19 protein-coding genes are annotated in these 18,877 nt (G+C 65.5%); 5 read left to right on the top strand and 14 right to left on the bottom strand.

Annotated elements, in window-relative coordinates; translation table 11 throughout:
- Window positions 1-60 precede the first annotated feature (60 nt).
- Together AABQ55_RS10260 and recO are read right to left on the bottom strand one after the other, a co-directional pair.
- A complete protein-coding gene (locus AABQ55_RS10260) occupies window positions 61-570 on the bottom strand; it encodes a PaaI family thioesterase (protein WP_244770085.1) in 510 nt (169 codons plus the stop codon).
- A complete protein-coding gene (gene recO, locus AABQ55_RS10255) occupies window positions 567-1,331 on the bottom strand; it encodes a DNA repair protein RecO (protein ID WP_272804941.1) in 765 nt (254 codons plus the stop codon). Before recO ends, AABQ55_RS10260 begins: the two co-directional genes overlap by 4 nt.
- A gap of 204 nt (window positions 1,332-1,535) precedes the next feature.
- Here recO and AABQ55_RS10250 point away from each other — a divergent pair, with 204 nt between their 5' ends.
- A complete protein-coding gene (locus tag AABQ55_RS10250) occupies window positions 1,536-2,267 on the top strand; it encodes a L,D-transpeptidase (protein ID WP_272804940.1) in 732 nt (243 codons plus the stop codon).
- A 46-nt stretch (window positions 2,268-2,313) separates the two neighbouring features.
- Here the strand turns inward: AABQ55_RS10250 and AABQ55_RS10245 are convergent, their stop codons facing one another.
- Together AABQ55_RS10245 and AABQ55_RS10240 are read right to left on the bottom strand one after the other, a co-directional pair.
- Window positions 2,314-2,676: a hypothetical protein gene (locus tag AABQ55_RS10245; RefSeq protein WP_244770082.1), complete on the bottom strand. Its 363-nt coding sequence runs from the start codon at window positions 2,674-2,676 to the stop codon at window positions 2,314-2,316.
- A gap of 14 nt (window positions 2,677-2,690) precedes the next feature.
- Window positions 2,691-3,179, bottom strand: a complete 489-nt coding sequence (locus tag AABQ55_RS10240) for an SRPBCC domain-containing protein (protein ID WP_272804939.1) — start codon at window positions 3,177-3,179, stop codon at window positions 2,691-2,693.
- Between the two features lie 71 nt (window positions 3,180-3,250).
- On the opposite strand from AABQ55_RS10240, the gene AABQ55_RS10235 reads away from it, so the two are divergent.
- Window positions 3,251-3,574 (top strand): ArsR/SmtB family transcription factor, encoded by a 324-nt coding sequence (locus tag AABQ55_RS10235; protein ID WP_272804938.1) that lies wholly within the window; start codon window positions 3,251-3,253, stop codon window positions 3,572-3,574.
- A gap of 32 nt (window positions 3,575-3,606) precedes the next feature.
- Here the strand turns inward: AABQ55_RS10235 and bla are convergent, their stop codons facing one another.
- Together bla and AABQ55_RS10225 are read right to left on the bottom strand one after the other, a co-directional pair.
- Window positions 3,607-4,500 (bottom strand): BKC/GPC family carbapenem-hydrolyzing class A beta-lactamase, encoded by an 894-nt coding sequence (gene bla, locus AABQ55_RS10230; protein WP_272804937.1) that lies wholly within the window; start codon window positions 4,498-4,500, stop codon window positions 3,607-3,609.
- 144 nt (window positions 4,501-4,644) lie between these two features.
- Entirely contained in the window at window positions 4,645-6,954 is a 2,310-nt protein-coding gene (locus AABQ55_RS10225) for a Tex family protein (protein WP_272804936.1), read from the bottom strand.
- A 228-nt stretch (window positions 6,955-7,182) separates the two neighbouring features.
- Here AABQ55_RS10225 and AABQ55_RS10220 point away from each other — a divergent pair, with 228 nt between their 5' ends.
- From AABQ55_RS10220 to AABQ55_RS10210, 3 genes are all read left to right on the top strand, one after another.
- On the top strand, window positions 7,183-8,232 hold the full coding sequence (locus AABQ55_RS10220; RefSeq protein WP_244770077.1) for a polyamine ABC transporter substrate-binding protein: 1,050 nt from the start codon (window positions 7,183-7,185) through the stop codon (window positions 8,230-8,232).
- A complete protein-coding gene (locus tag AABQ55_RS10215) occupies window positions 8,219-10,582 on the top strand; it encodes a putative bifunctional diguanylate cyclase/phosphodiesterase (protein WP_272804935.1) in 2,364 nt (787 codons plus the stop codon). The genes AABQ55_RS10220 and AABQ55_RS10215 overlap by 14 nt, the downstream gene beginning before the upstream one ends.
- 69 nt (window positions 10,583-10,651) lie before the next feature.
- The gene (locus AABQ55_RS10210; RefSeq protein WP_272804934.1) at window positions 10,652-11,617 is read left to right on the top strand and encodes a glycerophosphodiester phosphodiesterase family protein; all 966 of its coding nucleotides are present in this window, start codon (window positions 10,652-10,654) and stop codon (window positions 11,615-11,617) included.
- Between the two features lie 4 nt (window positions 11,618-11,621).
- Here AABQ55_RS10210 and era read toward each other — a convergent pair whose 3' ends face one another.
- The 8 genes from era to rpoZ all read right to left on the bottom strand — a co-directional run bounded on the left by era (window position 11,622) and on the right by rpoZ (window position 18,542).
- A complete protein-coding gene (era, locus tag AABQ55_RS10205; RefSeq protein ID WP_272804933.1) occupies window positions 11,622-12,566 on the bottom strand; it encodes a GTPase Era in 945 nt (314 codons plus the stop codon).
- 8 nt (window positions 12,567-12,574) lie between these two features.
- On the bottom strand, window positions 12,575-13,294 hold the full coding sequence (rnc, locus tag AABQ55_RS10200; protein ID WP_244770073.1) for a ribonuclease III: 720 nt from the start codon (window positions 13,292-13,294) through the stop codon (window positions 12,575-12,577).
- The gene (lepB, locus tag AABQ55_RS10195) at window positions 13,291-14,061 is read right to left on the bottom strand and encodes a signal peptidase I (protein WP_280531173.1); all 771 of its coding nucleotides are present in this window, start codon (window positions 14,059-14,061) and stop codon (window positions 13,291-13,293) included. Before lepB ends, rnc begins: the two co-directional genes overlap by 4 nt.
- Before the next feature lie 226 nt (window positions 14,062-14,287).
- Window positions 14,288-14,698 (bottom strand): holo-ACP synthase, encoded by a 411-nt coding sequence (gene acpS / locus AABQ55_RS10190; RefSeq protein WP_272804932.1) that lies wholly within the window; start codon window positions 14,696-14,698, stop codon window positions 14,288-14,290.
- A complete protein-coding gene (locus AABQ55_RS10185) occupies window positions 14,695-15,288 on the bottom strand; it encodes a DUF2062 domain-containing protein (RefSeq protein ID WP_272804931.1) in 594 nt (197 codons plus the stop codon). The genes acpS and AABQ55_RS10185 overlap by 4 nt, the downstream gene beginning before the upstream one ends.
- Before the next feature lie 105 nt (window positions 15,289-15,393).
- A complete protein-coding gene (locus tag AABQ55_RS10180; RefSeq protein ID WP_244770069.1) occupies window positions 15,394-15,546 on the bottom strand; it encodes a DUF3563 family protein in 153 nt (50 codons plus the stop codon).
- 171 nt (window positions 15,547-15,717) lie between these two features.
- Complete coding sequence (locus tag AABQ55_RS10175; RefSeq protein WP_272804930.1) at window positions 15,718-17,949, bottom strand: RelA/SpoT family protein; 2,232 nt, start codon at window positions 17,947-17,949, stop codon at window positions 15,718-15,720.
- Window positions 17,950-18,137: 188 nt separating this feature from the next.
- Window positions 18,138-18,542, bottom strand: coding sequence for a DNA-directed RNA polymerase subunit omega (rpoZ, locus tag AABQ55_RS10170; RefSeq protein ID WP_244770067.1), 405 nt, complete (start codon window positions 18,540-18,542; stop codon window positions 18,138-18,140).
- Between the last annotated feature and the right edge of the window lie 335 nt (window positions 18,543-18,877).

The raw sequence follows: 18,877 nt of genomic DNA, 5'->3' as shown, positions 1-18,877 counted from the left end.
ATTTCCGGTGGACCGGAGTTCACCCGACGCCGAAGCAATCTCGCTTCGGCTGGAAATGCTCTAGCGCATCAGGTTCTCGATCGGGAAGAGCGCGCAGGTTTCCGTGCCGTGGGCCAGCAGCTTGCCGCTTCCATCGCGCAGCCAGGCCTCGGACGTGGCGATGGTGCGGCCGCGATGCACGATCCTGCCCTCGCAGAACACCTCGCCCATGCCGGGCAGGACGGGGCGCACGAGGTTCAGCTTGAACTCGATCGTCGTGTAGGCCTCGCCCGGCCTGACGACGGAGAAGACGGCGCAGCCGAGCGCCGAATCCATCACCGTCGCCGTCCAGCCGCCGTGCACCGTGCCGAGCGGATTGAGATGGTCGGCCGACGGCAGGCCGGAAAAGACGACGCGGCCGTCCTCCACTTCCGTCAGGCTGAAGGCGAGCGTCTTGGCCATCGGCGGAGCGGGCAGGTCGCCTGCCAGCATCGCCTGCAACACCTTCAGCCCACCGTCGCGCTTCACCACGTCGAGCGGCAGCGTGCCGATGCCGGCGACCGTCAGCCCCGGATAGATTTCGACCGTCATGCATGCGCCTCTTCGGGTTGGTCGTGTCGCGGCGTGCCGAGCGCCTTCAGGGCCGCCTGGATGAAGCCGTCGCGGGCGCTGGCGAGTTCCAGCCCGCGCGGCTCGCAGACATGGCGGTTGAGGAAGAAGGCCGTCAGCCGGAAGCCGTCGGCAAGGGCGGCGGCATCGGCGGCGTGCCGGCTCTCGTCGCCGAGGAAGGCCGGCAGCGCCAGCATCTTGCCCGCCCAGGGCGCGCCGGCCGCGCGCGAGACGGCACGGCCGGATTTCGGCGAGACGTAGCAGAGATCCTCCCGCGTGCCGGTGGCGGCGCATTCGAGGAGGTCGAGGCCGAAGCCGAGGTCGTTGAGCACGGCAAGCTCGAAGCGCACGAAGAGCTCGCCGGCATCGGCCGGCTCGTGCAGGTGGTCGAGGATGACGGAAAGCGCCTCGTAGAGATGGGGATGCGGATCGCGCTCCGGCAGGAAGCGCAGCAGCGCCGCCATGGCCTGCACGCCGTAGACGGCGGTCGCCGTCTCCATCAGCCGCCCGGCGCGCAGCTCCAGCGGCTCGATGCGAAACTCGCCGAGATGCTCGTCGAGCCGCGCGCGCCAGGTGACGTCGACGGAATTGCCGGGCTGGAGCACCGGCTGCATGGTCCGCGAGCGCCCGCCGCGCACCATGCCGAGATGCCGGCCACGGCTGCGCGTCATCACCTCGGCGATCACCGAGCTTTCGCCATGGCGCCGTACGCCGAGAACGATGGCTTCCTCACTCCATTGCATGGTCAAAGCCTTACGCCCTCGCCGGCACCGGGGCAAGCGGGCCGCAGCATGCGGCGGAACGACGCGTGGCCGCAGGGCCACACCCAAGCCATTGCCACAGTTTCGCTTTTTTCTCGCCGCGCCGGTGCCCGCTTTGCCGACAAAGAACCCGCGCAAGGCTTTCAAGCCAGATTCCGGAATTGAAGAACGACAGGTGCCCCCTTCATGTGTGTGTCCCGCGCCCGCGCTTTCGCGGCTCTCCGCCCCCTCGCCCTCCTTGCCCTTGCGGCGACGCTCGCAAGCTGCGCCACCACCGCCAAGCCGGTGAAGAAGGGGCCGGACCCGATGCATGTCGCCATGTACGGGCCGCATCCGGACGAGCGCTTCCCGCTGCCGGCAATGGATATCAGCAAGGTGGATCCGAGATATTTCCGCCAGCAGGTCGCCTACCAGACGGCGGAGCCGGCCGGCACCATCGTCATCGACACGCAGAACCGCTTCCTCTACCTCGTGCAGGGCGACGGCATGGCGATGCGCTACGGCATCGGCGTCGGCAAGGCGGGACTGGAGTTCGAGGGCGGCGCGCGCATCGGCCGCAAGGCGGAATGGCCGCGCTGGACGCCCACCCAGAACATGATCGCGCGCGAGCCGGAGCGGAACCTGAAATGGGCCGGCGGCATGGAGCCGGGGCTCACCAACCCGCTCGGGCCGCGCGCGCTCTACCTGCACAAGGACGGCAAGGACACGCTCTTCCGCATCCACGGCACGTCCGAGCCGTGGTCGATCGGCAAGGCGGTGTCGAGCGGCTGCATCCGCCTGTTCAACCAGGATATCATCGACCTCTACGGCCGCGTGCCGACCGGCAGCCGCGTCGTCGTGCTGCAGCACCAGGCGCCGGCCGACCAGCCGGTGCCGATGGCCGCCGCCGACGGCCTGACGCCGCGCGCCGCCATCTGAGGCATTTCCCGGGGGCGGCCTTGCGCCCGTCCCCGGACCGGTTTCATCACCAGGCGTCGGGCTCGCGCACCATGTGCACGATGTTGGCCGGGTTCATCACCCAGCCGCCGCGAAAGCCCGCGCCCAGATCCTCGATGGGATCGCAGCGCACGACGCCGTTCCGCTCCAGATGGCCGAGGGCGAGCTTGTGGTCGGGCGTGAAGAGCTCCAGCCACACCTCCGCCTGGCTGTAGCCCGGTGCCTCGTCGATCCACAGCCGGTTCGGGCCGAGCAGGAAGCCTCTTGCCGGGGCCTTGTCGTCGAAGGGCTCCAGCCCGACGACGTCGCGGTAAAAGGCGAGCGTCGCCTCGTACTGGTGCGAGGGGACCTTCATGGCGATGTTGATGCCGCCCTTGATTTCAGCCGTCATGGCAACCTCCCGCCTCACGTGAAATCCTGCTGCTCGGAGGCGACCACGCCCTTGAGCTCGCTCGGATAATAGCCCTCGCGCAGGTTGATGCCGTATTCGACATAGGCCTTCATGCAGGCCAGCATCTGCGACCAGCCCTCGCAGTTCATGTAGGACGATTTCTGGCCGCGGGCGTTGTCGAGCCAGCCGGTCTCGGCGATGGTCACCATCGTGCCGCCGTCCTCCAGCGGCGCAAAGCGCATCTCGACGCGCGTCTTGTAGGGCGCCTCCCCCTCGTCCACCATCGCATCCCAGCGGAAGACGATCAGCGCGTTCTCCTCAACCCTGTCGACGATGACCGGGGCCATGCCCCACCAGGTGACCGTCGTGCCCTCGACCAGCGGGGCGCTCGCCCCGCCGATGGTCGTGAAGTAGCCGCTCAGCTTCTTCGGATTGACCACCGCGTCGAAGACCTCGGCGACCGGCTTGCCGATGCGCCCGTTCACACGAAATTCCAGCGTCATGCCGTCCTCCTCCGGGGCGCACGGCCCCTCTCGATCTTGTCTGCCGCCAAAATATGTTATAAAAACATAACATGTCAAGCGAATCGAAAGAGGACGCCGTTTTCAAGGCGCTGGCCAACGGCAAACGGCGGCAGATGCTGGATGCGATCAAGGATGCGCCGCTGACGACGGGCGCGCTGTGCGAGCGTTTCGCGGAGATGGACCGCTGCACGGTCATGCAGCACCTGAAGGTGCTGGAAGAGGCGGACCTGATCGTCGCCCGCCGCGAGGGCCGCGAACGCTGGAACCACCTCAATGCCCTGCCGATCCAGGCGATCCACGACCGCTGGATCAGCCGGTATGCCGGCCACGCGATGAGCGTTCTTTCGGCGCTCAAGGGTGAGCTGGAGGGTTGAGGCGCCGCCGCCGCGAGGACGGCGCCCCAGCCTCAGACCTCGGCCGCGATGCGCCCGATCTCGGCGATGACGGCATTGCGCTCGTCGCCGGAAATTCCGGGGATTTCACAGAAGGCGGCGACGATGACGGCGCCGCGGTCCGGCGACCAGGCGACGGCCACATCGTTGGCATTGCCGGCCTTGTCGCCGTTCGTGCCCGTCTTGTCGCCGGTCATCCAGTCGGCCGGGAAACCGGCGCGCAGCCGCGTGTCGCCCGTCTTGTTCATCACCAACCAGGCGGCGAGCTGCGCCTTCGAACGGGCCGACAGCACCTCGGCGAAGAGCAGCCTGCGCAGCGTCTCCACCATGGCGGTCGGCGTCGTCGTGTCGCGCTCGTCGTCCGGCGCCTCATGATAGTTGAGCGTCGGCTCCGTGCGGTCGAGCCGCGTCACTTCGTCGCCGAAACCGCGCAGGAACGCCGTCACGGCCTTCGGCCCGCCCGATGCGGCGAGCAGCAGGTTGGCGGCGGCATTGTCGCTGAGCGTGATCGTCGCCTCGCAGAGTTCGGCAATCGAGATACCCTCCCCGCCGACACGTTTCTCCACCACCGGCGACCAGTCCACGAGGTCCGCTTCCTTCACGACGATGCGCCGGTCCAGCGTCTCCTCGCCCCGGTCCACCCGGGCGAGGATGTGGCCCGCCAGCAGCGCCTTGAAGGTGCTGCACATCAGGAAGCGTTCCTCCGTGTTGTGACCGAGCCGCGCGCCTGTCGCGAGATTATGTATGGCAACGCCGATGCGCCCGCCGTGACGCGCCTCCAGCGCGGCAAGCCGCTGCGCGAGGTCCCCGCCGGCGGCAAGGCTGGTGCCGGCCGCCAGCGCGGAAACCACGGGAACGGCAAGAAGGGCGCCGGCCATGGCCTGCCGGCGTGAAATCGTGATCGTCATGTCTGCTTTCCTGTCTGTCGGATACCGACCGCGCCTTGCGGCCCGGTCCGTTTGAGCCCGCCCACGCCGCAACAATGGACGGCGGGGCGGTTCAGGACAAACGACGATTTCTGCCGACAGCCATTAGGAAAACTAGGGCATGCCTTATTTTCGCTTCATCGCCTCGGCCAGCGCCGCGCCGAAGGCGCCCTGCGCGGGCGCCTGCTGCTTGGGCGCCGCCTGGCTGAATTTCGGCTTCATCTGGGCGTTCCTGTCGCCCCGCGGGGCATTGTCGCGGGCGGCCGGCGCGCCGCCGTCCTTGCGCATGGTGAGGCCGATGCGCTTGCGCGGCACGTCCACCTCGGTGACGCGCACCTTCACCACGTCGCCGGCCTTCACCACCTCGTGCGGATCCTTGACGAAGCGGTCGGCGAGCTGGGAGACGTGCACGAGCCCGTCCTGGTGCACGCCGATATCGACGAAGGCGCCGAAGGCGGCGACATTCGTCACCGTGCCCTCCAGCAACATGCCGACCTTGAGGTCCTTGATGTCGTCGACGCCGTCAGCAAAAGTCGCGGTCCGGAATTCCGGGCGCGGGTCGCGGCCGGGCTTTTCCAGTTCGGCGAGGATGTCCTTCACCGTCGGCAGGCCGAAGCGCTCGTCGACGAACACCTTCGGGTCGAGCCTCTTCAGCGCCGCACTGTCGCCCATCAGCGTGCGCACGTCCCGCCCGCAGGCCGCGACGATCTTCTTGGCGACGCCATAGGCTTCCGGGTGCACCGAGGAAGCATCGAGCGGCTCCCTGCCGTTCGGGATGCGCAGGAACCCGGCGCATTGCTCGAAGGTGCGCGCGCCGAGGCGCGGGACCTTCATCAGCTCCTTGCGGCTTTCGAACGGACCGTTGGCATCGCGATGCGCGACGATCGCCTCGGCCGAAGACTTTCCAAGGCCGGAGACGCGCGCGAGCAGCGGCGCGGAGGCGGTGTTGAGGTCGACGCCGACGGCGTTCACCGCGTCTTCCACCACCGCATCCAGCGAGCGGGAAAGCTTCCCCTGGTCGACATCGTGCTGGTACTGGCCGACGCCGATCGACTTCGGCTCGATCTTCACCAGTTCGGCAAGCGGATCCTGCAGGCGGCGGGCGATGGAGACGGCGCCGCGCAGCGAGACGTCGAGGTTGGGGAATTCGGCGGCAGCCGTCTCCGAGGCGGAATAGACCGAGGCGCCGGCCTCCGATACGATGACCTTGGTGGGCTTGGGCGCAGGCAGCTGGGCCAGCATGTCGGCCACCAGCTTCTCCGTCTCGCGGCTGCCGGTGCCGTTGCCGATGGCGATCAGCTCGATCCTGTGCTTGCGGACGAGGCTGGCGAGCTCGGCCTGCGTGCCGCGCACGTCGTTCTTCGGCGGGAAGGGATAGACGGTCGTCGTCTCCAGCACCTTGCCGGTATTGTCGATGATGGCGACCTTGACGCCGGTGCGGATGCCCGGATCGAGGCCCATCGTGGCGCGCGTGCCGGCGGGCGCGGCGAGCAGCAGGTCCTTGAGGTTGCGGGCGAAGACGCGGATCGCTTCCTCCTCGGCCCGTTCGCGCATCTCGCGCATCAGGTCGAGCGAGAGCGACATGGAGAGTTTCACCCGCCAGGTCCAGCCGATCACCTCGGCCAGCCACTTGTCGCCGGGCTTCGTGCCGATGGCATAGAAGGAGGCGATGATGCGCTCCACCGGCTTGACGGCCTCGGTGCTGTCCTGGTCGACGACGATGTCGACCGACAGGAACTCCTCGTTCCAGCCGCGCAGCATGGCGAGCGCCCGGTGGCCGGGCACCGTCGCCCAGCGTTCGGTATGGTCGAAATAGTCGGAGAACTTCGCGCCGGCCTCCTTCTTGCCCTCGACGACGCGCGAGCGCAGGAAGGCATTGTCCTTCATGTAGTCGCGCAGGCGCTTGAGGAGATCGGCATTTTCCGTGAACTGCTCGGCGACGATGTCGCGCGCGCCCTCCAGCGCCGCCTTGACGTCCGGCACCTCGGCCGAGAGGAATTTTTCGGCCAGCGCCGCCGGCACCTGCGCGCGATCGGCCAGGATCTGCTCGGCGAGCGGGCCGAGGCCCCGCTCGCGGGCGATCTCCGCCTTGGTGCGGCGCTTGGGCTTGTAGGGCAGGTAGATGTCCTCGAGCTCCGCCTTGGTCGAAACAGTGGCGATCTTCGCGGCCAGCTCGTCCGTCAGCTTGCCCTGCCCCGAAATCGATTCGAGGATCGAGGCGCGGCGCGCCTCCAGCTCCCGCAGATAGGTCAGCCGCTCGGACAGCGTGCGCAGCTGCGTGTCGTCGAGGCCGCCGGTCACTTCCTTGCGGTAGCGCGCGATGAAGGGCACCGTCGCCCCCTCGTCGATGAGTTCCACGGCGGCGGAAACCTGCGCGGAGGTCGCCTTGATCTCGGCGGCGATCAGGTTCGCGATCTTGAGCGGTGTCGGGGCCATGTCGAATTCCTCTGGTTGGCGCGGTCGGCGACCATAGTGCGCGGCCGGCGGGAGGCCAACCGCAGGCCCATGAGCCCGCGACCACGTCCACAATATATATCACCGCCGGAAAGGACGGCAGGACTGTGCCACGGTTGAACACCCGTTAATACAGGCTTAGAGGTTGTAACGCTTCATAAAGTCTTGCCGTCTATCCTCACCGCACGTAACGGCAACGGGGCCTTCGGCATGCGCGGCGCTTTTCTTGCAGCAGTCTCACTGGCGGCCCTCCCCGCGGAAGGTCCCGCGCATGCGGCAACCCTCAACCTGCTGATCTGGGAAGCCTATATCGACGAGCAGATCCTTGCCGACTGGACCGCCGAAACCGGCATCAAGGTGCGCCAGACCTTCTATGACAGCGGTGACGTGCGCGACGAGATTCTCGCAGACCCGAACAGCAATGTCGATGTCGTCGTGACCAACGAGAACGGCGCCCGGCTCTACGGCAAGCGCGGCGTCATCGCCGCGCTGGACCAGAACAACGTGCCGTCGCTGAAGGACTATGCGAAGAGCTGGGCGAGCCGCTGCGGCGGCTACGGCGTGCCCTATCTGTGGGGCACGATGGGCATCCTCTACCGCTCCGACAAGATCACGACGCCGCCGACCTCCTGGGCGGACATGATGAAGCCGGCCGAAAGCCTGCGCGGCCATATCGCCATGTACGACGACCACGCCGAGGCCTTCGTCGCCCCGCTCGTCCTGCTCGGCAAATCGGTGAACGCCAACGACAACGAGACGCTGAAGGCGGCCTACGAGCTGATGAAGGCACAGGCGCCCTATGTGCTCACCTACGACTATGTGGTCACCTCGGTGCAGAACCCCGACAAGGGCCCGGACATCCACATGGCGCTCGGCTATAGCGGCGACCAGTACACACTGAACGACAAGGTCGCCTCGCCCGGCCTCTGGCGCTACGTGGTGCCGAAGGAGGGCACGCTCTCCTGGCTCGACTGCATCTCCGTCAGCGAGCGCTCGCACAACAAGGCGCTGGCGCTGCAACTGGTCGATTATATCAGCAATGCCGAGAACGGCGCCCGCAACGCCATCAAGCTCAACATGCCGACCGCCAGCTCCGCCGCCCTCGCCCTGCTGCCGGAAGATATGCGCTCCAATCCCGAAATCTATGCCGCACCGGAAATCCTGGCCAAGAGCCAGTTTCAGGAGGAACTGACCGTGCAATCGGTCCAGGCCCGCCGCCGCATCATCAGCAGTCTGGCCCAGATCAGTGACGCTCGGTAAACGCGCCCTCTCCCTCATCTTCCCGGTCGTGCTTGCTGGCTACGTGCTCGCCGCCTCGCTGATCTACTATGTGCAAAGCTCCTCCATCCTCGCGCTGGAACGCGCGCGCCTGTGGCAGCAGATGGGCCTGCTCACAGCCGTCTTCCAGAACGAGGTGACGCAGAACCGCAGCTTCATCTATTCGCTCGTCGAGGGCGGCGCGGTGCGTCTCTTCGTCAACGAGCCGGATGCCGCCTATCGCAACACCGCGCTCGGCGTGCGCCTGCAGCAGAGCATCACCTCGCTCTCCGACGACCGCAAGCGCTTCATCTCCGTGGCGATCATCCGCCCGCCGCTGACGGTCGACTACTATTTCGAGGACAGCGACGATCCGTTCGCGGAGATCACGCCGCAGCAGATCCGGCATGCAAGGCAGGTGATCGAAAGCCCGCGGCTCTCCTCCTGGAGCTATCTCAACGCCGCCGGCATCGAACCGCTGATCGTGCATTCGGAGTTCATCGATCCGCTGACCTTCAACCGTCCGGTCGCCAGCGCCAAGGGCAGCGCGATCCTCGTGCAGACCGCGGTGCGGCCAAAACTCTTCCTCGACATGAAGCGGGCGCTGGAGAAGGAGTACGGCACGACGATCGAAATCGGCCAGCACCAGCTCCTGGCGCAGGGCAGCCTCTCCGCGACCGCAACGCTGAGCCCGTCTCTCTTCGCCCGGCTGACGCCGGATCCGGTCTTCATCGAGAACCGGCTGTGGACGCTGAAGTCGCTGCTCGCGCTCGGCGCCATCGCGCTCAGCCTGTGCACGATCATCCTCGTGCTCGGCCTGGTGCGCCGCTACATCACCAATCCGATCGCCCGGCTCGACCGCCAGCTCACCGACGTGATGACCGGCAACCGCAGCGCCCTGCCCGAGATGAACGAGATCGGCGAGATCGGCCGCCTCTCGGCGAACGTCAAGCGGCTGCACGACCAGTCCCTGCAGTCCTTCGACCTCGTGCAGAACGCCTCCTGGACGGATACGCTGACAGGCATTTCCAACCGCGAATATTTCAACATCCGCTCCACGCAGATCCTTGAGGAGGCGGAGGCCGAGGATACCGGCTGCACCCTGCTCTTCATCGACGTCGACAACTTCAAGTTCGTCAACGACAAGCACGGCCACAAGATCGGCGACGAGCTGCTGAAGACCCTCGCCGACCGCATCTCCACCATCGTCGCCCGAATCGTCTGCGAGCGCGGCCTGCCGGCCGGCCTCTTCGCCCGCCTTTCCGGCGATGAATTCGCCATCATGCTGCGCTGCCAGCCGGGCAGCGGCACGATCACGGAAGTCTCGAACGAAATCCTGTCGCTCTTTGCCGAAGGCTTCGCGGTGCTGGACAAGGCCTATCCGGTCACCGCCAGCATCGGCATCGCCGTCTATCCGGAAGACGCCCGCACCCTGCCGGAGCTGGTCGCCAATGCCGATGCGGCCATGTACCAGGCGAAATCCCAGGGCAAGAACGGCTCGGCCCGCTATTCCCGCTCGCTGCACGAGAAGCGCAACCGCCAGCGCCGCATCGAGGAGGAGCTGCGCGTCCTCGATCCCGACCGCGAATTCCACCTCGTCTACATGCCGATCGTCGACGGACACGGCAAGGTGACGGGCTGCGAGGCGCTCTTGCGCTGGACCTCGCCCGTCCTCGGCCGCGTGACGCCCGACGAATTCATCCCGATCGCCGAGACGACCGGCCTCTTCAGCAAGATCGACTGGTGGGTGATCGACAGGGCGATGGCCGAATACGGGCAGATCAAGAAGCTTTTCGGCGCCGACACGATCCTCTGCATCAACATCTCGTCGGCCGAACTCTACACGAAGTCGATCAGCGACCATTTCTGCGACAGCGCCGACCGGCACGGCATCGATGCCCGCATGATCGAGATCGAGCTGACCGAGACCTTCGCCGTCAAGCTCGGCGAGCAGTCGCGCCGCAACATCGAGATCCTGCGCGCCCGCGGCTTCCGCATCTCGATCGACGATTTCGGCGCGGGCTATACCTCCGTGCAGCAGATCATCGAATATCCCGCCGAGACCATCAAGCTCGACCGCGAGCTCGTCGAAAGCCTCACCCGCTCCGCCGCGCTGCCGACGCTGCGCGCGCTCGTCGCGCTCTGCCATGCGCAGGACATGTCGGTGATCGCCGAAGGCGTCGACACGACGGAGAAGATGGCGCTGCTCGCCGCCGCGGGCTGCGATCTCTACCAGGGCTATCTCATCAGCCGTCCCCTCTCCCTCGATGAGATCGGCATCTGGGCGATGCAGCGGCTTGTCGAAAAGGCCCGCGAGGTCGCACAGAGCCCGGATCGCCGCGCCCGCGCCTGATACTTTCCGCCACTTGCCGTCTCTCCTGCGAGCCCCTATCCCTGTTTGCGGGGCCGCAGGAGGAGTTTTATGCGAAACGCACCGATCTTCATTCTGGGCCTCGCCCTGCTCATCTGGTCCTTCAACAGTTCGCTGATCGCCAGCGCGCCGGAGGGCGCAACGAAGCTGATGGCCCATCGCGGCGCGCACCAGGCCTTCAGCCGTGAGGGGATCGACGACGACACCTGCACGGCAAGCCTCATCGACCCGCCCGGACACGATTTCCTGGAAAACACCGTCGCCGGCATGCAGGCGGCCTTTGCCGCGGGCGCCGAGGTCGTCGAGATCGACGTGCACCTGACGCCGGACAAGAAATTCGCCGTCTTCCACGACTGGACGCTCGACTGCCGGACGGACGGCCAGGGCGTGACCGAGGAGACGGACAGCGCCACGCTGAAGACGCTCGACATCGGCTACGGCTATACGCCCGACGGGGGCAAGACCTACCCGTTCCGCGGCAAGGGCGTCGGGCAGATGCCGATGCTGGAAGACATGTTCGCCGCCAATCCGGCCGGCAAGCTGCTGATCAACTTCAAGAGCCGGCGGGCGGAGGAAGGCGAGGCGCTGGCCGCGCTGCTGGCGGCCAATCCGGCCTGGAAGGACAAGATCTTCGGCATCTATGGCGGGGCGGAGCCGACGGATGCGGCGCTCGCCGCGGTGCCAGGCCTCAAGGGCTACACGAAGGCCTCAGTGAAGGCCTGCCTGCTGCGCTATCTCGGCACGGGCTGGATCGGCTATGTGCCGGAGGCCTGCCGCAACACGCTGGTGCCGGTGCCGAGCAACTACGCCTTCCTGTTCTGGGGCTGGCCGAACCGCTTCCTGACGCGCATGAAGGACGCCGGCAGCGACGTGGTCCTCATCGGCCCCTATACCGGCGGCAGCACGGTCGGCATCGACACGGCCGAGGAGGTGGAGAACCTGCCGGAGGAATTCCCCGGCTATGTCTGGACGAACCGCATCCTGGAAGTCGGCCCCGCCGTCAAGGCTCGGCCGTAAGCCGTCACGAGGTCGGGAAATCGAGGCCCATCTCGCGGAAGCGGGCCGGGTCGTCGCCCCAGTTCTCACGCACCTTCACGAAGAGGAAGAGGTGCACGGGCTGTTCGAGGATCTCCGACAGCTCCTTGCGCGAGGCCATGGAGATCGCCTTGATCGCCTCGCCGTTCTTGCCGAGCGCGATCTTCTTCTGGCTGTCGCGCTCGACATAGATCACCTGCTCGATGCGCACCGAGCCGTCCTTGCGCTCCTCCCACTTCTCCGTCTCGACATGGGAGGAATAGGGAAGCTCCTGGTGCAGGCGCAGGAAGAGTTTTTCGCGGGTGATTTCGGCCGCAAGCTGGCGCATCGGCAGGTCGGAGATCTGGTCTTCCGGATAATACCACGGGCCTTCGGGGAGCGCGGCGGCAAGATAGTTCATCACGTCCTCGCAGCCCGAACCGTTCAGCGCCGAGATCATGAAGGTGCGCTCGAACTTGACGACCTCGTTCGCGGCGGCCGCTAGCTTCAGCAGGTCTTCCGGATTGACGCGGTCGACCTTGTTGAGGACGAGGATCTTCGGCTGGTGGACCTCTTTCAGCCCCTCCAGGATCGTCTCGGCGTCGCCCTTCAGGCCCCTTTCGCTGTCGATCAGGAACATGATGACGTCGGCGTCCTTCGCCCCGCCCCAGGCGGTCGTCACCATGGCGCGGTCGAGCCGGCGGCGCGGCTTGAAGATGCCGGGCGTGTCCATGAAGACGATCTGGGCATTGTCGTGGATCGCGATGCCGCGCACGATGGCGCGCGTCGTCTGCACCTTGTGGCTGACGATCGTCACCTTGGCGCCGACGAGGCGGTTGACCAGCGTCGACTTGCCGGCATTGGTCGCGCCGATCAGCGCCACGAAACCCGAGCGGGTCGTGCCCTCACCGTTCGTGTTCGTCTCGGCGGGGTTCTCGTGTTCTTCGCTCATGATATCCGTCAATCCGCGGCTTGGCTCTTCGGCCAGACGCCTTCGCGTTCCAAAATCCTTGTCGCGGCCACCTGTTCGGCGGCCCGTTTCGAGCGGTCGATGCCGGTTTCCGGCGCGACGCCCCGGATCTCCACCGTCACGGTGAAGCGGGGATCGTGGTCCGGTCCCGAGCGCTCGTCGACCCGGTAGTTCGGCGTCACGCCGAACCTGGCATGCGCCCATTCCTGCAATTCGGTCTTGGCGTCGCGCCGCGCGCCTTCCGCGCGGGCGGCCCTGCCCTCCCAGTTGGAGAGGATGAAGCCGCGCGCCGCTTCCAGCCCGCCGTCGAGATAGATCGCGGCGATCAGCGACTCTACCACATCGGCCCTGACATTCAGCATGGCTTTTCCGGTGAGCTTCTTCACGTCCGCGCCGGTGCGGATGAAGCGGTGCAGGCCGAGATCGTCGGAGACCGCCGCACAGCTTTCCGCGCTGACGAGCTGGTTCAGGCGGACCGAAAGCTCGCCCTCCTTCGCCTCGCGAAACGTGCGGAACAGCATTTCGGCGACGCACAGGCCCAGCACGCGGTCGCCGAGGAATTCCAGCCGCTCGTAATTGCTGCCCTTGCCGGGGCGCGCGCTGGCATGGGTGATCGCCCGGTCGAGACGATCCTTGTCGGTGAAGACATAGCCGATCAGCTCTTCGAGAGCCTTGCGGTTGACGTCGTTCAGCGGAATGGCGCCCTTCATTCAACGACCTTGAACAGGCGGTCCCAGCGCAGGTTCGTCGGCCATTTCCAGACTTCGCTGAAGGACGTGTCGTTGCCGAGCGAGAAGAAGATCAGGCTGGCGCGGCCGATCAGGTTTTCAGCCGGAACGAAGCCGACGTCGAAGCGGCTGTCGGCCGAGTTGTCGCGGTTGTCGCCCATCATGAAATAGTGGCCTTCCGGCACGATGAACTCGCGCGTGTTGTCGCCGACCGTGCCGGGACGCGTGTCCAGCGTGTCGTAGGCGACGCCGTTGTCCATGGTCTCGCGGAAGACCGGCACGTCCTCGCCGGTGTCGTACTGGTCGTCGGCGCGGAAGAAGCCGTTGTGCTCGCGCTTGACCGGCACGCCGTTCACGAAGAGCTCGCTGTCGCGCACCTGGATGCGGTCGCCCGGCAGGCCGACGAGGCGCTTGATGTAGTCGATGTCGGGGTTCGGCGGGAAACGGAAGACGACGATGTCGCCGCGCGTCGGCTCGCTCGCGAAAATGCGGCCGGAGAACAGGTTCGGCGAGAACGGCAGCGAATATTTCGAATAGCCGTAGGAGAACTTGTTGACGAAGAGATAATCGCCGACGAGCAGGGTCGGCATCATCGATCCGGAGGGGATGGTGAAGGGCTGGAAAAGCACGGTGCGGATCACGACGGCGAGCAGCAGCGCCTGGATGATTACCTTGACGTTTTCCCACAGGCCGCTTTCGGCCTTCTCAGTCTTCTCTGCCACGCCGGATCTGTCCTTATCTGCAAACATGGGGCCCTCTATAGAGGAAAGGTTGCCTGTTGGAAATCGTGTCGGTCAAAAAGACGCTGGCGCCTGTTGTGCGAGCTCCCGCTGCCGGCAAAAGCCGCCAACCCCTCCTCCGTCATGGTCAAGCTTGACGCGGTCATTCGCAGCCGCGGGTGCCGCGCGGTTCCTCGGGTCAAGCCCGAGGATGACGTGGGTGAGTAGGGCGAGGTTCGTCAGCAAACCGCGCCCCTTATCCCGGCGTTCCGGCCGGCAGCGCCTCGATGATCACGAAAGCTTGAGCCAGGGGAAAATCGTCCGTGATGGTGATGTGGATGCGCGCCTCGTGGCCCTCGGGAAGAAGCCGCCCCAGCCGCTCCAGCGCGCCGCCGGTGAGCTTCATGGTCGGCTTGCCGCCCGGCAGGTTGACGACGCCCATGTCCCTCCAGAACACCCCTTGCGCCAGCCCCGTGCCGAGCGCCTTGGAGCAGGCCTCCTTGGCGGCGAAGCGCTTGGCATAGGAGGCGGCGCGGTTCCTGCGCCCGTCGGACTTCGCCCGCTCGATCTCGGTGAAGCAGCGCTGGGTGAAGCGCTCGCCGAACCGTTCCAGCGACTTCTCCACCCGGCGGATGTCGATGAGGTCGCTGCCGATGCCGATGATCATAGGGATTTGTCTCCACGGGAAAGGGCGGGATGGGTCGTCGCGAGGCCGGCGCGCTCGAGAAGGCGCGCATGGCGGCGGGCTTTGAAGGAGCGCACGGCAAGGCGCGTGACGCCATAGGCGAGCGCGGCGGCCGCGATGCCGAGAAGGCCGGCGCCGGCCAGCATGGGCTTCAGTACCGGCTGCCACAGTTCGGACAGTTCCAGGTGCTCCAGCCGGTGAAAGAGTTCGGCGGCCGTCACCATTTCGGCGGACTTCATGCAGAGAAGCGCCTCTCCGACGCGAAAGGTCGCAAGCGCGATGAGCGGAATGGTCAGCGGATTGGCGATGGTGGTGGCGAGCGCGGCGGCAAGCAGGTTGCCGGCCATCAGATAGGCGAGCGCCAGCGCCAGGATCACATGGAAGCCGAGGAGCGGCGTGAAGGCGGAAAAAGTGCCGGCGGCGACACCGGCAGCCACGGCATGCGGCGAGGCGGACAGGCGGAGGATCCGCTTGGCGAGGTAGCGCGCGGGACGCGTGAACCCCTTGCGCGGCCAGAAGAATTCGCGCAATCGGTCAAGCCAGCCGGCCTTCTTTCGGCGTCGGAACAACATGGCCCAGACATAGCCGATCCGTTAGTGGCATTTCAATGGCGCCCGTATGGCGCCACGCGGCGGTCGCCGTGGCGCACGGAATGCGCCACACGTACCGGCTTGTCTTCAGTAGGACTTGCGGAAGAGGCCGCGGTCGATCTGACGCTGGCGGTATTCCAGGTCGATCCGGTCGATGGCGCCGTTGAGGTAGGCCAGTTCGCGGTCTTCGGCGGTCGGGATGCGCAGGGCGCGGGTGAAATTCTTGATCTGCTTCAACATTGGTAAACCTCTTTCGGTTTGACCTCCCGACGCAGAAGATAGGATCTTCACCCCAAAGGCACCAGCGACACTATGCCAATACAGCCATGCAAAAGGCGCATAATGACTGGTCAAATCTTGGGCAAACCTGCCCTATTCAAGGCAGGATGCCACATTTTTGCATAGGAACCGTCAGGTAAAGACGCGGCTGATCGTCGAGACGCACTGAAGTTCCTTGAGCTGGCCCATCAGCTGGTTGAGCTGGCGCAGGTCCCAGACCTCCAGATCGATATGCACCTCGGTGAAATCCGCCGCCACCCGCGCCATCGACATGGAGCGGATATTGACGTCGCTGGTGGCGATCGTCTGGGTGACTTCCGCGAGCGTGCCCGGCTCGTTCAGCGCATTGATCATGATGCGCGCCATGAAGCGGGTGTTGTTGGCCTCGTCGAGGTCCCAGCGCACGTCGATCCAGCGCTCGGGCTCGTCGTCGAACTTCTGCAGGGCCGGCGACTGGATCGGATAGATGGTGATGCCCTTGTCCTTCTCCATGATGCCGACGATGCGATCGCCCGGCACGGCGCCGCCGGCGGAGAAATGCACCTCGGCATTGCCGGAGAGGCCGCGGATCGGCAGCGCCTCGGGGCCGGTTTCGGTCGCTCCCCCTTCCAGCGTCGTCTTCGCCTTGCCCGGCAGCTTGAACACCATGCCGGCGGCGCTGCGCATGTTGAACCAGCCGTCGTCCGAGCTCGGCTTCACCGTCACGCGCTCGTCCTGGTAATCCGGGAAGACGGCGCGCAGCACGTCGAGCGAAGAGAGCTCGCCGCGGCCGACGGCGGCGATGGCGTCTTCCACATCCTTCTGGCCGAGACGGTGCAGCACGGGTTTCAGGCCGTCGCGCGAGAAGGATTTGCCGGCACGGTCGAAGGTGCGCTCCAGGATACGGTAGCCGAGGCCGGAATATTGCTTGCGCACGGCGGCGCGGGTGGCCCGGCGGATGGCGGCGCGCGCCTTGCCGGTGACGACGATCTCCTCCCAGGCCGGCGGCGGCACCTGGATGCCCGAGCGGATGATCTCCACCTCGTCGCCATTGCTGAGGCGGGTGACGAGCGGCATGATGCGGCCGTTGATCTTGGCGCCGACACAGGTATCGCCGATATTGGTGTGGACCGCATAGGCGAAATCGATCGGCGTCGCCCCGCGCGGCAGGGTGATAAGCTGGCCCTTCGGGGTGAAGGTGAACACCTGGTCCTGGAAGAGCTCGAGCTTGGTGTGCTCGAGGAATTCCTCCGGGTTGTCGCCTTCGGCGAGCGATTCGATCGTCCGGCGCAGCAGGGCATAGGCGTTGGAGCGGGGCGAGCGCGTGCGCTCGTCGCCGTTCACCACTTCCTTGTCCTTGTAGAGCGAGTGCGCGGCGATACCGTATTCGGCGATCTCGTGCATGCGCTTGGTGCGGATCTGCAGCTCGATGCGCTGGCGCGACGGGCCGACGATGGTCGTGTGGATCGACTGGTAGTCGTTCTGCTTCGGCGTCGAAATGTAGTCCTTGAAGCGGCCGGGCACGACGCGCCAGCGCGTGTGCACGATGCCGAGCGCGGCGTAACAGGCGGGAATGTCGTCGACGAGGATGCGGAAGGCATAGACGTCGGAAAGCTGCTCGAAGGAGAGCGACTTCGACTGCATCTTGCGGAAGACCGAATAGGGCGTCTTCTGCCGGCCCTTGACGAGGGCGTCCGGCAGGCCGTTCACCACGAGCAGTTCGCGCAGCTCGTCCTCGATCTTGCGGATCAGGCCCTCGTTGCGGCGGGAAAGGTCCTCCAGCTTGCGGGTGACGGTGTCGAAGGCTTCCGGGTTGATGTGGCGGAAGGAGAGGTTTTCCAGCTCCTCGCGCATGTCCTGCATGCCCATGCGGCCGGCGAGCGGCGCATAGATGTCCATCGTCTCCTCGGAGATGCGGGCGCGCTTTTCCGGCGACATGTGATCGAGCGTGCGCATGTTGTGCAGGCGGTCGGCGAGCTTGACCAGGAGCACGCGCACGTCGTCGGAAATGGCGAGCAGGAGCTTGCGCAGGTTTTCCGCCTGCTTGGCCTTCTTGGAGACGAGGTCGAGCTTCTTGATCTTGGTGAGGCCTTCGACCAGGGCGCCGATGTCCTCGCCGAACAGTTCGTCGATCTCGGCGCGCGTCGCGCTCGTGTCCTCGATCGTGTCGTGCAGCAGGGCGACGGCGATGGTCGATTCGTCCAGACGCATCTCGGTGAGAATGGCCGCGACTTCGAGGGGATGCGAAATGTAGGGATCGCCGCTCGCCCGCTTCTGCTGCCCGTGCTTCTGCATGGCATAGACATAGGCCTTGTTCAGCAGGGCCTCGTTGGCATCCGGCTTGTATTTCTGAACCCGTTCGACGAGTTCATATTGACGCATCATCCTCGGTCGGCTCCCTCCCCGCCGCGCGGGGGCAAAAAAAAGTGCGCCCCGACCTTAAGAGGGGCGCACCGGCATCCGCAATATAAAAATAGGCAATAGGAATTAGGCAATAGCCAATAGGGATTGGCATGTCGGCCGTCTTGTGGGCCGAAATGCCTACTGCCTACTGCCTACTGCCTGCCCCGGCATCAGTAATCGTCGCTCTTTTCCGGCGGCACGAGGCCTTCGATGCCGGCCAGCAGCTCTTCTTCCGACATGCGGTCGAAGGCGATGGTCTCCGGCTGGTCCTCGTCCTCTTCGATCGCGACGACGCCGGACGCGGCATCGGCGACCAGGCTTGCCGGGTCGGGCTCGGGCTCGTCCACTTCCACATGCTTCTGCAGCGAGTGGATCAGGTCTTCCTTGAGGTCGTCGGGCGAAAGCGTCTCGTCGGCGATCTCGCGCAGTGCGACGACGGGGTTCTTGTCGTTGTCGCGGTCGATGGTGATGGCGGCGCCCTGCGAGATGAGGCGGGCGCGATGGCTTGCAAGAAGAACCAGCTCGAAGCGGTTGTCTACCTTGTCAATGCAATCTTCAACGGTGACACGGGCCATTGCCTGTCCTTTGCGGTCATGAATTTCAGGAGTTTGCATGCCCGATACAGGCAATGGAAGGCAAATTCAAGTTTTTCCTTCCCCTTGCCGCCGGCGCGCGTGTCGTAAGGCAGCCCATATAACTTCTGATTGGTGCCTCACGTTACGGGAAGTAAAAAGCTGAAAGATCGGACAAATGAGGTAAAGTGCGGGAACTATTCCCCAATTCCGAAGCCCTTGAATTTGCTGAAACGATACCGGCCGGAAAAATCGCCTTCGCAACCTAGATTTGCTTGGAAAGCCCGGCCCTCTGCCCTAAATGAAGATTATATGAAAAACAGTTAATTCAACCGGAT

The sequence above is a fragment of the Shinella sp. WSD5-1 genome (assembly GCF_963942435.1).
GTDB classification, from domain to species: Bacteria; Pseudomonadota; Alphaproteobacteria; order Rhizobiales; family Rhizobiaceae; genus Shinella; species Shinella yambaruensis.
The sequence above is the reverse complement of the archived record's forward strand: the minus strand, read 5'-3'. Positions and strand labels throughout refer to the sequence as shown.